Raw genomic sequence first — 13,506 nt, forward strand, 5'->3', positions numbered from 1 at the left:
ATATATACGATCTGTTAAGGCTCTTTTCGGTCTTGTTTTCACGTTTCTGCACATCGTATAAAGGAACAGTAAAACACTTTTGAAAACAGTCCTCAAAAAAAACATCCATGTAAAATTTAAATTCAAATAGATCACAAACTAAGCCATATATTATTATAACTATCGGTAATATCTACCAAAAGCGTCAAATATTCCACATTTCAATAAAGAGACGAAACTTATTTTTGCATATAATTATAATTCTAACATTTATGAAAAACTCAACTTATCTACTATTAAGTTTATTATTTTGTTGCATGTCTGCATTCCCTAAAGAAATTACAATTCATACCATCGGAGATTCTACGATGGAGAGCAAACCAGAGGATACGGAAAGTAATCCGAACGGACAAAGAGGATGGGCACAAATGTTACAGCAGTTTGTAACAAACGGTGCAACAGTAAATAACAGATCTAAAAGCGGAACTAGTTCCAAATCTTTTTATGAAGCCAAAGACGACAACAATAATTATCGTTTTTGGGCAACCGTGAAACCTCAGATCAAAGAAGGAGATTATGTTATTATTCAATTCGGACATAACGATGAAAAAGATGGAGGAGAAGAAGGTGAAATAGGAACCAATCCATGGAAAAGTTACACGGAATATCTGACTAAATATGTAACGGAGGTAAGAGAGCTAAATGCTATTCCGATATTATTCACCCCTATTGTACGCAACTATTTTGAAAGTGACGGAAAAACAATCACAGCACGAGGAGCCCATAATCTCGGTATGGGTTCGGACGGAAAAGAACTCGACTATGTCGCAGCCATGAAAAAGGTTGCAGAAAACACGAATTGTCTTTTGGTTGATCATACAGCTCTTACCAAAAAAGTTTGTGAAGAATACGGAAAAACCAAATCGACAGAACTCATTTACAATGTAGGAGACGGTACACATTTAGGAGAATACGGAGCTACTTTATATGCTCGTTTAGCAGTACAAGAATTAATAAAACAAAATATTCTGACAGAATATCTGAATGCAGATCCCGAATTAATATTAAGTAGTCCTGAATATAATTTTGGAAAATGCTATGCTAACACCGTCAATATTCATTCCTTTTCGGTAAGCGGAATCGATTTAGATCCGGTAAACGGGAATGTAACAATAACCGTTCCCTCAGAATTCAGTATATCAAAAGAGCAAGACGGCAACTATACTCAGCAGATAACCATACCCTATGAAAATGGCAACCTCAGCATTACTCCATTTTTTGTAAAATATGCACCTGAAGATACAGGTATCTCAACAGGAAATATTACAGTAAGTAACGGAAAGAACACGAAATTCATCGCCTTAAAAGGTGAATGTGTCTCTTTCGAAGGAGGTGTCAAAGCAAAAGCATTTTGGGAATTATCAAAAAACGAAAACAGTATATCCGAAGGACCTATTACAGTATTACCTGAAACATTAAAAAACATGTTTACCGATAGGTATGCAAAACCGGGAAGCACGACAATATGGGAAGATAATCGCATCGATGGAGAAACAAAAACTCAACGTAATATTATCGAAGGAAGAACGTGGCCTGCTGGAGAAATAGACATCGTACATGACCGCTACATTCAATTCGGAGTTAAAGCGACTAAAGGAAGTGTTTTTAATGTCGATTCTATCGGATTATATGTAGGAGGATCTGGAAGCAATGGGATACGATTCAAAGTATATTATTGTAAAAACGAACTTTTCGGCGATGATGCCGTGATGATTGCAGACAGACAAAATAATACAAGCAATACTATGTATCCGATCTCTCACAAAAACATTATTGAAGTAAAAAGTGAAGAATCTTTATATATCAGAATCTACCCTTGGTTGAACAATGGAGGAGACAGTAAATCTATCTGTCTATACGGAGTCACGATAAGCGGAGTGGTTACAGAAGAAAGTACCGACGGAATAACGACTTCTATCATCGAGAATAACATATTCTGTTATCCCTCGAAAACTTCAGGTACAACCACACTCAATTATGTTACAACCGAATGTTCAGATATTCTTATCGATATTTTTTCTATTGACGGGAAAAAACTCAATAGCTACAGAAAAGATTCTCTACCAGCCGGACAACATCAGCAACAAATTAATCTGGAAGGGTTGAATAACGGCATATATATTTGTTCACTTACTAGCAACACAGACCGAAAGGCAATCCGACTGATAAAAGAATAATAAGATCGGTTAAACAAATGCGAAATGTGACGGAAGTCTTTCTTTAAAGATCCGTCACATTTTTATATATAATTCCCGGTTTCTATCAAAACCTTATTTTTACATAATTCCTTTTTCACGCAAACGCAATTGCCATTTCCACGCAGAAGCTAACGTATCCTCGATAGACTCTTCCGCTTTCCATCCCAGCACGTTATTCGCCTTTTCAGGATTAGCCCACACTTGTTCAATATCACCTTCTCGACGACCGACAATCTTATAATTCAACTTTTGCCCTGTCACCTTCTCGAAAGTCTTTATCAGCTCCAATACAGAAAGTCCCCGGCCTGTACCCAAATTGAATGTTTCTACATTCTCAAGAGATTTTCCGGTAAGCATACGATCCACAGCTACGACATGCGCTTTCGCCAAATCGACAACATTTATATAATCACGAATACAAGAACCGTCAGGTGTATTGTAATCATCACCGAACACACTCAATTGTTCTCGAATCCCCATAGCTGTCTGAGTAACAAAAGGAATAAGATTCTGGGGCACTCCATTCGGCAATTCGCCAATCTCTGCAGTAGGATGAGCTCCTATCGGATTAAAATAACGCAATATAATGGCTTTATAAGGGACACCCGAATAAATCGTATCACGAATTATTTCTTCATTTATTTGTTTTGTATTCCCATAAGGAGACATTGCCGGTTTTATAGGTGCATTTTCATCAACCGGAAGCACATCCGGCTGACCGTACACGGTACATGAAGAGGAAAAAACCAAAGCATCAACTCCATATCGAGGCATCAGCTCCATGAGCGTAAGCAAAGAATCGATATTATTACGATAATACAACAACGGTTTCTGTACCGATTCACCGACAGCCTTACTGGCTGCAAAATGAATAATACCTTTTATATTCTTCTGCTCCTCGAAAAGCTTTTCCATGCCGGCCTTATCATTGCAATCCAATTTCATGAAAACAGGACGCACACCCGAAATTTTCTCAATACCGTCGATTACGCTTTCACTTGAATTAGAAAGATTATCTACGATAACCACTTCATAACCGGCATTCTGCAATTCTACCGTAGTATGCGAACCGATATACCCGGCACCACCTGTAACTAAAATTTTCCCTTTCATGTTTTAAGTTAAGTTTAAGATGAATTGCAAATATAACGGATTTTTACCAAAAGATTTTATCAAAATCTCTAAACCTTACGACCAAACTTTATTTTTTGGAACAAAAAAACAGATAAACAAAGTGTATTAAACAAGACACATTATTTCAATACAAACTTTTTGGATAACACAAAAATAAGTCTTACCTTTGTCGCGCTTTTTGAGTATTCCGTGCGATGGGAAATTAAGAAGCTGATTATCTTAATTTTGAGTAACACAAAAAAATTAAAACAATGAAAACATTTCAATTAGAAGGAACTCCCAGAACCGATTTGGGAAAGAAAGCAGTAAAAGCTTTACGTAAACAAAATCTTATCCCTGCTGTTTTAAACGGCGGACAACTTGTAACCCTGCCTTATGATAATGCTCTTAAAGCTGGTGAAAAAGTAGTAGAAATTGCAAACAATCAAGCTTTGATCGTAACGGATTTCACTGTATCTACAGAATCTGTACGAAAATTAGTTTATACTCCCGAAATTTTCGCTATCGATCTGACTATCGGTGACAAAAAAACCAAAGCCGTTATAAAAGATATTCAATTCCATCCGGTAACCGATGCAATCCTTCACATGGATTTTCTTGAAGTTAACGAACAAAAACCCATTATTATGGAAGTTCCCGTGGCTCTTGAAGGACATTCAGAAGGTGTTAAAGCCGGTGGTAAATTGAGCCTCGAAATGAGAAAATTGAAAGTAAAAGCTATCTATTCTCAGATTCCTGAAAAGTTGGTTATCAACATCGATAATTTAGGTTTAGGCAAAACTATACAGGTAGGAGAACTTCACTTCGAAGGTCTTGAATTGATGAATGCTAAAAATGCAGTTGTTTGTGCTGTTAAACTAACAAGAGCAGCTCGCGGTTTGCAAGCAAAAAGCGGTAAATAATAATATTGCTTAAATGAAATATTTGATTGTGGGATTGGGTAATATCGGACCAGAATATGAAAATACCCGTCACAACATAGGATTCAGAGTATTGGACGCTTTAGCTAAAGCGTCCAATCTCGTTTTTACAGACAAAAGGTATGGCGAAATCTGCGAATTAAAAATCAAAGGACGCACATTAATCTTGTTAAAGCCGTCTACGTATATGAATTTGAGCGGAAATGCCGTACGTTATTGGCTGCAAAAAGAAAACATTCCGGTAGAAAATTTATTGGTAATAGTGGATGATTTAGCATTACCCTTCGGTAGTCTGCGTTTAAAGCCCCGAGGTAGCGATGCCGGTCATAACGGTCTGAAACATATTCAACAAATATTAGGGAGTGACAATTACGCCCGACTTCGATTCGGAATTGGGAATGATTTTTCTAAAGGACAACAAGTCAACTACGTATTAGGAAGCTTCCCCGAAGAACAAGAAAAAGAATTACCCACCCGTCTCGAACGTGCAGGAGAGATCATAAAAAGTTTCTGTCTGGCAGGCATACAACTGACCATGACACAATTCAACAATAAGTAAAATTGTCATGGAAAAAGAAAATGAAGTTCGAATAGACAAATGGATGTGGGCTACACGCATTTTCAAAACACGTACAATTGCAACCGAAGCTTGTAAGAAAGGGCGAGTCTCTATCGGAAACGTCTCAGTAAAACCATCCCGTACAATAAAAGCAGGTGAAATCATCCAAGTACGGAAACCTCCTGTCACTTACTCTTTTAAAGTATTGGCTCTGACCGAAAAGAGGATAGGAGCAAAACTTGTCCCGGAATACCTTGAAAACATTACACCGCAAGAACAATACGATATACTGGAAATGAACCGTATCAGCGGATTCATAAATCGGAGCAAAGGACTGGGAAGACCGACAAAACGAGAAGGAAGGGAACTGAAAAAGTTTACCGAAGGAGATTTTTTTGATGATGGATTCGACTTTGATTTTGATTTTGACGATTACGAAGAAAACGATTAAGCAAAACTTATACAACACTTGATCTGTTATACTGCAGCAACTTGTTCAATCCGCATCAAGACTATCTTTATAGGATTCACATAGGAGATAAGAAACTTTTAACAGGAATGACATGATCATGGATCTGCAAAAACGTAAAGAATTAAAAAAGAAACTATACACCATCATATTCAAAACCGATACGGAAGAAGGAAAGAGATTCGATATCATCTTACTGAACGTAATCCTTCTCAGCGTTATATTGGCAGCAATAGAAAGTGTAGTCGCATTCAACGCTCGATACGCACTCCCATTCCGTATCTGCGAGTGGATTATAACCATACTGTTTACTATCGAATATGCAACCCGTATTTACTGCAGTCCGAATCGAAAAAAATATATTTTTTCAGTTTATGGAATCATTGACCTCTTATCTATTTTACCGTTCTTCATCGGTATCCTATACAGTAGTACTCACTATCTTATCGTTATTCGTGCCTTACGTCTTCTTCGTATCTTCAGAATACTAAAACTAACGCATTTTTTAAAAGAAGGCAACCATTTGGTCGATTCTTTACGAAGAAGCGTAAAAAAGATCATGATATTTACCTACTTCATCATGATTCTCGTAACGATATTAGGAGCTTTGATGTATTTGGTCGAAGGAAGTGTAAATCCTTCTTTCTCCAACATTCCCAAAAGCATATATTGGGCAGTCGTCACTATCACGACCGTAGGATACGGAGATATAACGCCTATCACATTCTTAGGTCAGACAATTTCAGTCATCGTCATGTTACTCGGATACTCGATACTGGCCGTTCCTACCGGTATTATTTCTTCAGAACTGATCAAACCTTTACGAAAAAAGAACATTACTTGTCCTAATTGCGGAGAGAATAAGCATGAGGCAGATGCTTCTTATTGCAAAAATTGCGGGACATTCTTACCTCACAACAATAACAACCTGTCATAAAATCTCTTTTTTTTCTTTTAAACCGGAATAATGCTCAATATTTCGGACAAAAAACAGTTACAATATTTATAAAAATCGTAACTTTGTAAATCTTACATGCAAATATCGAAAAACAATAATAAAAATGAAAACTATCGATTGGGCTAATTTATCATTCGGTTACATGCCGACCGATTACAATGTACGGTACAATTACCGGAACGGAAGTTGGGGCGAACTTGAAATAAGCAGTAGCGAATATATCAATATGCACATGGCGGCCACCTGTTTGCATTATGGACAAGAAGCTTTTGAAGGATTAAAAGCTTTTCGTGGGAAGGACGGGAAAATACGAGTATTTCGTCTTGATGAAAATGCGGCACGGTTGCAAAGCACTTGCCGAGGAATTTTAATGCCTGAACTGTCTACGGAAAAATTCCGTGACGCTATTCTTAAAGTTATAAAACTGAATGAACGGTTTGTTCCGCCCTATGAAAGCGGAGCGTCTCTTTACATCAGACCATTATTAATCGGAACAGGTGCACAAGTAGGTGTACATCCGGCAAGCGAATATATGTTCATCGTATTTGTCACACCGGTAGGGCCATACTTTAAAGGTGGATTTTCAACTAATCCTTACGTCATTATCCGTCAATATGATCGCTCAGCACCATTAGGTACAGGAGTTTATAAAGTCGGAGGAAATTATGCAGCCAGTTTACGGGCCAATAAAATGGCACACGACATGGGATATTCCTGCGAATTTTATTTAGATGCAAAAGAAAAAAAATATATCGACGAGTGTGGTGCTGCTAATTTTTTCGGGATTAAAAACAATACGTACATAACTCCGTTATCTACTTCTATCCTACCGTCTATTACCAATAAAAGCCTAATGAAATTGGCAGAAGAAATGGGCTTGACCGTCGAACGCCGTCAAATTCCGGAAGAAGAATTAGATACTTTCGAAGAAGCGGGAGCTTGCGGTACTGCTGCAGTTATCAGTCCGATACAACGTATCGACGATCCTGAAAAAAATCGGTCATATATTATTTCTAAAGACGGAAAACCGGGTAAAATATGCACCCAATTATACAATAAACTCCGGGCCATACAATATGGAGATGAACCGGACAAATATGGTTGGGTAACTATCGTCGAATAATATTCAGATTAATTAAATAATACAAAAACCCGGAATGTCCTTAATGCTGTTCGTTCCGGGTTTTTATTTTCATATATAAAATGAAATATCGAACAAAAACACATCTTAAAGAGTTATAAATAAGGAACTATTTCCTAAAAATGACATTATGAAAACATTTCTGCTGACAGGACTCGCTATTACATTAGCTATCACTATATGGGCACAGCATAAAAAACAAAATAATATGAATCTTAATAAACTCACTCCAGAAGAAGAATATGTCATGCTGAAAAAAGGAACAGAAGCTCCTTTTAGCGGTGAATATAACAACTTCTATAAAAAAGGGATATACCTATGTAAACAATGTGACGCTCCATTGTACCGATCTTCTGATAAATTCGATTCGGGATGCGGCTGGCCGGCTTTTGATGACGAAATCCCTAACGCCGTTATCCGGAAACCTGATAACGATGGAAAACGAACTGAAATTATTTGCGCCAATTGCAAAGGTCATCTCGGACATGTATTCTTAAACGAACATTTGACACCCAAAGAGACCAGACATTGTGTGAACTCGATTTCTTTAAAATTTAAGCCCGATAAACCAGAGCAAATATCCAAAGCCTATTTTGCATCGGGATGTTTTTGGGGGACAGAATACTATTTTCAAAAATTAAAAGGTGTCAAAGAAACCACAGTCGGTTTTATGGGAGGATCTACCAAACACCCGACATACAAAGAAGTTTGTTCTCAAAAAACAGGACATTTTGAAACTGTCGAAATAGAATATGATCCAGAAATTGTCAGTTATGAATCACTGGTAAAATTCTTTTTCGAGACTCACGATTTTACCCAAACCGATGGTCAAGGTCCTGATATAGGTACACAATATCTTTCGGTAATCTTCTATGCCGATCAAAAACAAAAAGAAATCGCTGAAGAATATATACATAAGCTCACAATTATGGGATATAAAGTCGCAACGCGACTTTTACCGGTCTCCACATTCTGGCCGGCAGAAAATTATCATCAAGACTATTATGAAAACAAAGGAACAACTCCCTACTGTCATAAATATCACAAAATATTTTGATGCCCAATAATCGAACATTCAACCCTATCAATATTTTTATAATTCTGTTCAATACGGATAAAAGAACAAAGCCTTTATTCTAAGAGCCTGTCTGAATTTTACTTAGGCCAGATTCGAGAGTTTCTTTCGAGTGAAAACAGAAAAATAGATTGGAAGAAAACGTAAAGATGACCTGATAATATTTTCTTATTGGAAAATTTAGATTGGCTCTAAAATTTTTTTTGTATTATTGCACAAAATACAATAGAAATGAATCCTTTTACAATCATCGATAAATATTATACACAAGGAACCGCACTATATGATATTTTAGTAGATCACAGTCGTCTGGTTACACAAAAGGCTCTCGAAATAGCAAATGCTCACCCCGAATTGAACGCAGACGCAGAATTTATCTCCGAAGCAGCCATGTTACATGATATCGGAATCTTTCTTACCGATGCCCCCGATATAGAATGCCACGGCACACGACCGTATATCTGTCACGGTACATTAGGCAGCGAGCTCTTGAAAAAAGAAGGTTTTCCTCGTCATGCTTTAGTCAGCGAACGCCACACAGGAGCAGGACTTTCTTTAGAAGACATTATTAATCAAAACCTTCCTATTCCTCACCGAGATATGCTTCCGATAAGCATAGAAGAGCAAATAATCTGCTTTGCCGACAAATTCTACTCCAAATCAAACCCTTTAAAAGAAAAAAGTATAGAACAAATACGAAAAAGTATGAGTAAATACGGAGAGGCTTCCGTCGCCCGTTTTGAGAGGTGGTATCACCTTTTCCTCCTCTAAAATATATTAAATAGGCTTCAATACCTGATATGTTAGGGTAAATTGTGTATTTTTGCACCTCAATAACCTATTGGTTTGTGAATGTCATCGAGAAATAAGATTCATATAATAGTCCTTACCCTGTTTTGCTCCTTACTGCTGGTCAATCTCAGTGCCCAGCCTAAAAGGAAAAGCCATATACGGCAAGCGAATCCCGCTTTTGCCGACACTGTTACACCAGCAGACAGCGACAAAATAAAATCTATTTCCGATACATTTCCCGCTTTACCCGATTCTATCCTTATCCGTCCCGACTCATTATTGAAGAGTGTCGATTCTATTCTTGTCGACTCTGTCATGACCGATACGGTACAAGCTCCTCCTCCAAAAAAATCACCACTGGAAGATGTGGTAAAATATACGGCAAACGACTCTATCGTATTTTTAAGTAACAATCAAGCTTATATGTATGGACAAGGGGTTGTTACTTATCAAGATATAGAACTCGATGCAGACGAGATACGAATGAATATGGACAGTAGTACGGTGTTCGCGATCGGACGTCCCGATACCGCCGGCGAAATTGTAGGGAATCCCATATTTAAAGATAAAAGCGGAGAATATGAATCTGCTACAATGAAATACAATTTTAAAAGTCAAAAAGGATATATCACCAATATCATTACCCAACAAGGAGAAGGTTACCTGACAGGAGGTAGTACGAAAAAGAACAAAGAAGGGGATTTTTACTTGAAAGACGGGAAATATACGACATGCGATGACCATGAATGTCCGCACTTTTATCTCCAACTGACCAAGGCTAAAATGCGTCCGAAGAAAAATATCGTTACAGGTCCTGCCTACTTGGTTCTGGCAGGAGTACCTCTTCCGTTAGCAATTCCTTTCGGCTTTTTCCCTTTCACAGAAAAATATTCATCAGGAATCATTATGCCGACATTCGGGGATGAAATGGCTCGCGGATTTTATTTAAGAGACGGCGGTTATTACTTTGCGATCAACGATTATATCGATTTAGCTCTCACAGGTGAAATTTATACAAAAGGGTCGTGGGGATTGAATGCCATGTCTAACTACGTGAAAAGATATAAGTTTTCTGGGAATTTCAATATGGGATACCTGGTGACTATACTCGGAGACAAAGGAATGCCCGATTATCAAAAACAGACAAATTTCCGGTTAATATGGTCACACTCCCAAGATGCAAAAGCAAATCCGAATATGAGTTTCTCTGCCAGTGTCAATTTTACGACAAGTGGATATGACCGAAACAATCTGAACAGCTATTATAACGCAACTTCTTTTACGGAAAACACCAAAAGTTCGACAGTGAACATGACCTATAATTTTCCGAATACCCCTTTTAGTATATCGGCAACAGCCAACATCACACAACGAAGTAAAGATTCCACTTTGAACGTATCATTTCCGGACTTTACCCTCAATATGAGTCGGGTATATCCGTTCAAACGAAAAAATCCGGTAGGCAAAGAAAAATGGTATGAGAAAATCAGTTTAAATTACACCGGTCTATTCCGAAACTCTATAGAAACAAAACAAAATCTGTTTTTCAAGTCAAGCTTGATTAAAGACTGGCGCAACGGCATGCAACACACGATTCCCGTATCGGCAACATTCAGCTTATTTAAATATCTCAATATATCTCCGTCGTTCAACTTCACCGACCGAATGTACACCAACCGCATCATGCAACAATGGGATCCCCAGTCCGCAGCCGTTGTAAGAGACACTACATACGGTTTTTATAACGTTTTTAACTATAGTTTCAGCGTCAGTGCCCAAACTAAGTTATATGGATTCTACCGACCTCTACCCTTTTTCGGAGGAAAAAAAATACAAATGATCCGGCACGTATTCACTCCCAGTGTCAGTTTTAGTGCCGCACCTGATTTCGGTAGTTCCCGATACGGATTCTGGCAAACATATTCAAAAATTGAGAACGGGAAACGGGTAGATGTAAAATATTCTCCATTCTCTCACGGTATATTCGGAACTGCACCTCAAGGGAAACAGGGTACAGTATCTTTCAATGTTTCCAATAATTTGGAAATGAAAGTCAACTCAGATCGGGATACGACCGGAGTGCGAAAAATCAGTCTTATCGAAAATCTCACCGCAGGGATCAGCTATAACATGGCTGCCGACTCTATGAATTGGAGTAATATCAATACTTCGATATTAATCAAACTAACTAAAAATTTCAATCTGCAAGCTTCTGCCGTTTTTGATACTTATACTTATCAACTGAATGAATACGGCAATCCTGTACGTGTAAATATTCCACGATGGAAAGCTGGAAAAGGATTAGGCAGACTATCAAGTACAGGAACTTCTTTCTCTTATACATTCAGTAACGATACATTTAAGAAAAAATCGAAAAACAATACTAAAGAGACAGAAACTTCGACTAACGAAACTCCGATTGATAATAATACAGAAAACACTGAAAACAGAGAAAACGAAAGTCAAGAAAAAACAGAAGACTCCGGATTAGAAATGAAAGACGGATATATGGTATGGAATGTTCCCTGGAGCCTATCGGTTAACTATTCGATCAATTACGGATATGGCACTTTCAATAAAAAGAAAATGGAATATAACGGAAAGATCACACAAAATCTCAGCTTTTCAGGACGCATTCAACCCACAAAGAATTGGTCATTCAATTTCTCGGCAAGTTATGACTTCGACGCAAAAAAAATAGCATATATGAACTGTGGCATTACCCGTGATATGCACTGCTGGACTATGAGTGCAAACTTTATTCCGGTAGGTCCTTACAAATCCTATAATTTCCATATCAGCGTGAAGTCTTCATTATTAAGTGATTTAAAATGGGATAAGAGCGGAAACTCTTATGATCGCTTAAAATGGTATTAACCTTATATTTTTGTTTTTCGATAAAGCTTTTAGTGGGGAATAAAAATCGGCTATCCAACATATTCTTATTATAAAGTGACGAAAACATCTATCTTTTTATCTTTTTGTTTATTAACTTTGTAGACAAGACTCATAAAAAGGAAATCATGCACAAACAAGCCTCAAACCTTCGGAAAAAACACCGGCACATAAAAAACAATCTGCTGACAGACGAATATATATATACCGGAGATCGCAAAGGAGAAATGCACATTTATCTTACACAATATGATGCCGATAATTATATCCAACATTCTTTCACATCTCCGGAAAAGTTACCGGCTCTCATCCAAAACGGTAAAAAGAATTGGATACATATTTCCGGATTGTCCGACACTCATACTGTTGCACTCATAGGCAAAACATTAGGGCTACATTTTACGGATATACAAGATATACTTACCAGCCAACACATTGCGAAGATCGAGACCTATGAAGATAAAACATTCCTTATCCTAAATACATTCTATTACTCTGAAAACAAAGAATTGCAGCAAGAACATATTTGTATAATTATGGGTAAAGAATACGTATTTTCTTTTCAGGAATCAGATCTTCCGCTCTTCGATAATATAGAAAAAGCTATCACTCAAAATACTGCCCGTGTACGCAACCGCCCGACAGACTACCTATTTTGTTTGTTGATAAATAACGTATTCAGCAATTATTTAGACATTATTGCAACCCTCGAAGATGTTTTGGGCACAATGGAAGACGAAATCATTACAGGAAACCCTCGTGATGATTTCGGCAACCGAATACAGGCGAACCGAAGAGATTACCTACAACTGAAAAAATCTATACTCCCCTTAAAAGATGATTTTAATAAACTGATACACAATGAGAACAAACTCATTTGTGACGAAGACATGATATATTTTAATGATCTTGAAGACCGGATGTTATTCATTATACAATCTATAGAAATATGTAGAGAAACTCAGGCTTCTTTACTGGATCTATATTTCTCGAACAATGATTTAAAAATGAATGAAATCATGAAACGGCTGACTGTAGTCACAACGATATTTATCCCTTTAACTTTTGTTGTGGGCGTTTGGGGTATGAACTTTAAGTCAATGCCGGAACTGGAATGGCAATATGGATACCTAATGGCATGGGGATTAATGGGGATTATCGTTATCGGAGTGTGGTGGTACATAAAAAAACAACACTGGTATTAAAGCCTGTCTAAATTTTGCACGGATCGAGTTTAATATTTTTTGAGAATGCTTTCTGTTTTTGAAATGGGGAGATTCAGTAAATAGTATAAAATTAGCCAACTAATTCATACACAAAGTTTTG

General features: G+C 37.4%; 11 protein-coding genes. 10 read left to right on the top strand and 1 reads right to left on the bottom strand.

The window, feature by feature from the left end:
* The first annotated feature begins 251 nt into the window (after positions 1 to 251).
* Positions 252 to 2,216: a GDSL-type esterase/lipase family protein gene (locus AC1WHX_RS05690; protein WP_303117195.1), complete on the top strand. Its 1,965-nt coding sequence runs from the start codon at positions 252 to 254 to the stop codon at positions 2,214 to 2,216.
* Between the two features lie 99 nt (positions 2,217 to 2,315).
* Here the strand turns inward: AC1WHX_RS05690 and galE are convergent, their stop codons facing one another.
* Entirely contained in the window at positions 2,316 to 3,350 is a 1,035-nt protein-coding gene (gene galE / locus AC1WHX_RS05695; RefSeq protein WP_009317765.1) for a UDP-glucose 4-epimerase GalE, read from the bottom strand.
* 272 nt (positions 3,351 to 3,622) lie between these two features.
* Here galE and AC1WHX_RS05700 point away from each other — a divergent pair, with 272 nt between their 5' ends.
* The 9 genes from AC1WHX_RS05700 (at position 3,623) to corA (ending at position 13,385) form a co-directional block, all read left to right on the top strand.
* Entirely contained in the window at positions 3,623 to 4,273 is a 651-nt protein-coding gene (locus AC1WHX_RS05700) for a 50S ribosomal protein L25/general stress protein Ctc (RefSeq protein ID WP_009317766.1), read from the top strand.
* Positions 4,274 to 4,286: 13 nt separating this feature from the next.
* Positions 4,287 to 4,850, top strand: a complete 564-nt coding sequence (pth, locus tag AC1WHX_RS05705) for an aminoacyl-tRNA hydrolase (protein WP_302545247.1) — start codon at positions 4,287 to 4,289, stop codon at positions 4,848 to 4,850.
* A 7-nt stretch (positions 4,851 to 4,857) separates the two neighbouring features.
* Positions 4,858 to 5,301, top strand: a complete 444-nt coding sequence (locus AC1WHX_RS05710; protein WP_302545246.1) for an RNA-binding S4 domain-containing protein — start codon at positions 4,858 to 4,860, stop codon at positions 5,299 to 5,301.
* Positions 5,302 to 5,413: 112 nt separating this feature from the next.
* On the top strand, positions 5,414 to 6,256 hold the full coding sequence (locus tag AC1WHX_RS05715) for an ion transporter (protein WP_081705684.1): 843 nt from the start codon (positions 5,414 to 5,416) through the stop codon (positions 6,254 to 6,256).
* Between the two features lie 118 nt (positions 6,257 to 6,374).
* Complete coding sequence (locus AC1WHX_RS05720; RefSeq protein ID WP_303117201.1) at positions 6,375 to 7,400, top strand: branched-chain amino acid aminotransferase; 1,026 nt, start codon at positions 6,375 to 6,377, stop codon at positions 7,398 to 7,400.
* A 148-nt stretch (positions 7,401 to 7,548) separates the two neighbouring features.
* Complete coding sequence (locus AC1WHX_RS05725; RefSeq protein ID WP_122337841.1) at positions 7,549 to 8,475, top strand: bifunctional methionine sulfoxide reductase B/A protein; 927 nt, start codon at positions 7,549 to 7,551, stop codon at positions 8,473 to 8,475.
* A gap of 249 nt (positions 8,476 to 8,724) precedes the next feature.
* The gene (locus AC1WHX_RS05730; RefSeq protein ID WP_009317772.1) at positions 8,725 to 9,264 is read left to right on the top strand and encodes an HD domain-containing protein; all 540 of its coding nucleotides are present in this window, start codon (positions 8,725 to 8,727) and stop codon (positions 9,262 to 9,264) included.
* Between the two features lie 81 nt (positions 9,265 to 9,345).
* The gene (locus AC1WHX_RS05735) at positions 9,346 to 12,162 is read left to right on the top strand and encodes a putative LPS assembly protein LptD (protein WP_022601511.1); all 2,817 of its coding nucleotides are present in this window, start codon (positions 9,346 to 9,348) and stop codon (positions 12,160 to 12,162) included.
* Between the two features lie 146 nt (positions 12,163 to 12,308).
* Positions 12,309 to 13,385: a magnesium/cobalt transporter CorA gene (gene corA, locus AC1WHX_RS05740; RefSeq protein ID WP_022391299.1), complete on the top strand. Its 1,077-nt coding sequence runs from the start codon at positions 12,309 to 12,311 to the stop codon at positions 13,383 to 13,385.
* The last annotated feature ends 121 nt before the right edge of the window (positions 13,386 to 13,506 follow it).

Source organism: Coprobacter sp. (assembly GCF_982436375.1).

Coding starts and splice junctions, on each gene's coding strand:
- AC1WHX_RS05690 (WP_303117195.1), top strand. CDS start 252: ATGAAAAACTCAACTTATCTACTATTAAGTTTATTATTTTGTTGCATG.
- galE (WP_009317765.1), bottom strand. CDS start 3,350: ATGAAAGGGAAAATTTTAGTTACAGGTGGTGCCGGGTATATCGGTTCG.
- AC1WHX_RS05700 (WP_009317766.1), top strand. CDS start 3,623: ATGAAAACATTTCAATTAGAAGGAACTCCCAGAACCGATTTGGGAAAG.
- pth (WP_302545247.1), top strand. CDS start 4,287: ATGAAATATTTGATTGTGGGATTGGGTAATATCGGACCAGAATATGAA.
- AC1WHX_RS05710 (WP_302545246.1), top strand. CDS start 4,858: ATGGAAAAAGAAAATGAAGTTCGAATAGACAAATGGATGTGGGCTACA.
- AC1WHX_RS05715 (WP_081705684.1), top strand. CDS start 5,414: ATGATCATGGATCTGCAAAAACGTAAAGAATTAAAAAAGAAACTATAC.
- AC1WHX_RS05725 (WP_122337841.1), top strand. CDS start 7,549: ATGAAAACATTTCTGCTGACAGGACTCGCTATTACATTAGCTATCACT.
- AC1WHX_RS05730 (WP_009317772.1), top strand. CDS start 8,725: ATGAATCCTTTTACAATCATCGATAAATATTATACACAAGGAACCGCA.
- AC1WHX_RS05735 (WP_022601511.1), top strand. CDS start 9,346: ATGTCATCGAGAAATAAGATTCATATAATAGTCCTTACCCTGTTTTGC.
- corA (WP_022391299.1), top strand. CDS start 12,309: ATGCACAAACAAGCCTCAAACCTTCGGAAAAAACACCGGCACATAAAA.